Source organism: Micromonospora sp. NPDC006431, assembly GCF_042870725.1.
Taxonomy (GTDB): domain Bacteria; phylum Actinomycetota; class Actinomycetes; order Mycobacteriales; family Micromonosporaceae; genus Micromonospora.
On sequence record NZ_JBIAHQ010000075.1, the window covers coordinates 1 to 1,682 of the forward strand.

Consider the following 1,682-nt stretch of genomic DNA (forward strand, 5'->3'; position numbering starts at 1 on the left):
CTAGCCTGGGTGATTCATGGTGATCGCCGGGATGTGCTGTTCGTCGGCGTGTAGATGAGCGGAAGTGCCTGCCCTGCAAGGGAAACTTGTGATTGCGACATCTACAGGTTTCTCTTCGAGGGAGGCACTTCCGAGGTGCAGCTTACGGCGTGGTCGCGGGATCTGCGGGTCACCGCGGGTGGTTCGGGTGTGGTGTCGCACGTCGGTGCGGCGTTGCTGCGGTTGCTGGCTGATCGGGCCGGGTTGACCGGAGCGTTGTCGGCGGGGCTGGCCCGGGCCGGGTGGTGGCCGGTGCATGACCGGGGTCGGGTGCTGGTCGACCTCGCGGTGATGATCGCTGACGGTGGGGAAGCGATCGCGGACATCGACGTGCTGCGCCATCAGCAGGAGGTGTTCGGGTCGGTGGCCTCGGACACCACGGTGTGGCGGGCCCTGGACGAGATCGGCGCGGTGCAGCTGCGGCGCATCGCCAAGGCCAGGGCGAAGGTACGCGCCCGGATGTGGCAGCTGTTCGGTGGTCCACCGGCGGCGAGGGCGGCCGGGCGGGACATCGGCGCCGGCGTGGTGGTCCTGGACATCGACTCCACGATCGTGATCGCGCACAGCGACAAGGAAGGCGCCGCCGCCACCTACAAGCACAGCTATGGGTTCCATCCGATCCTGGTGACCTGCGACAACACCGCCGAGCTACTCGCCCTGAAGCTGCGGCCGGGCAACGCCGGAGCCAACACCGCCGCCGATCACCTCGACGTGCTCGCCCAAGCCATCGCGCAGGTCCCCGCCCAGCACCGCCGGCACCTGCTCATCCGCGGTGACTCCGCCGCGTCCACCCACGCCGTGCTCGACTGGCTCCACGAGCAGGACAGCAAACGCGGCCGGCGGGTGGAGTACTCCCTCGGCTGGTCGATCGGCGAACCCGAACGCGCCGCCATCACCGCCCTACCCGCCCAAGCGTGGTCACCGGCGATCGACGCCGACGGTGGTGTCCGCGACGGCGCCACCATCGCCGAACTGACCGGCCTGCTGCCTCTGCCCGGCTGGCCGGCCGGGATGCGAGTCATCGTCCGGCGGGAACGCCCCCACCCCGGCGCCCAACTCACCCTGTTCGAGCACCGGGACGGCTGGCGCTACACCGCCTTCGTCACCAACACCCAGGTCGGCACTCTGCAGTGGCTGGAGGCCCGCCACCGGGCCCACGCACGCGTCGAGGACCGGATCCGCTGCGCCAAAGACACCGGCCTGGGTCGGCTACCCTCCCGCGAGTTCGCCATCAACGCCGCCTGGTGCACAGCTGCCACGATCGCCGTCGACCTGATCGCCTGGCTGCAGCTCATCGGCCTCGACAGCGACCTGGCCAAAGCCGAACCGAAACGACTGCGCTACCGGATCCTGCACACCGCCGCCCGCCTCGTGCACGGCCAACGCCGCCGCTGGCTACGCATCCCCACCACCTGGCCCTGGGCCGAACAGATCACCACCGCGTTCAACCGGATCACGGCCATCCCCGCCCCCGGCTGACCAGCACAGCCGCTGCCCCAACAACCCGGAGGACCCCAGGAGACCACGCCCACCGCCGCGACAGACGGCCCACCACCATGCCCGGAACCACGCGATATCGATCAATAGCAATCAGGCCTGCCGGGCCGAAGGAGCCGGCGTCAGGCGCGAATCATCGAGGCTAG

1 protein-coding gene is annotated in these 1,682 nt (G+C 69.7%); it reads left to right on the top strand.

Annotation, left to right across the window (positions count from 1 at the left end):
* Positions 1 to 54 precede the first annotated feature (54 nt).
* Complete coding sequence (locus tag ACFYM6_RS36110) at positions 55 to 1,518, top strand: IS1380 family transposase (protein WP_387282027.1); 1,464 nt, start codon at positions 55 to 57, stop codon at positions 1,516 to 1,518.
* Positions 1,519 to 1,682 lie beyond the last annotated feature (164 nt).

Coding starts and splice junctions, on each gene's coding strand:
- ACFYM6_RS36110 (WP_387282027.1), top strand. CDS start 55: ATGAGCGGAAGTGCCTGCCCTGCAAGGGAAACTTGTGATTGCGACATC.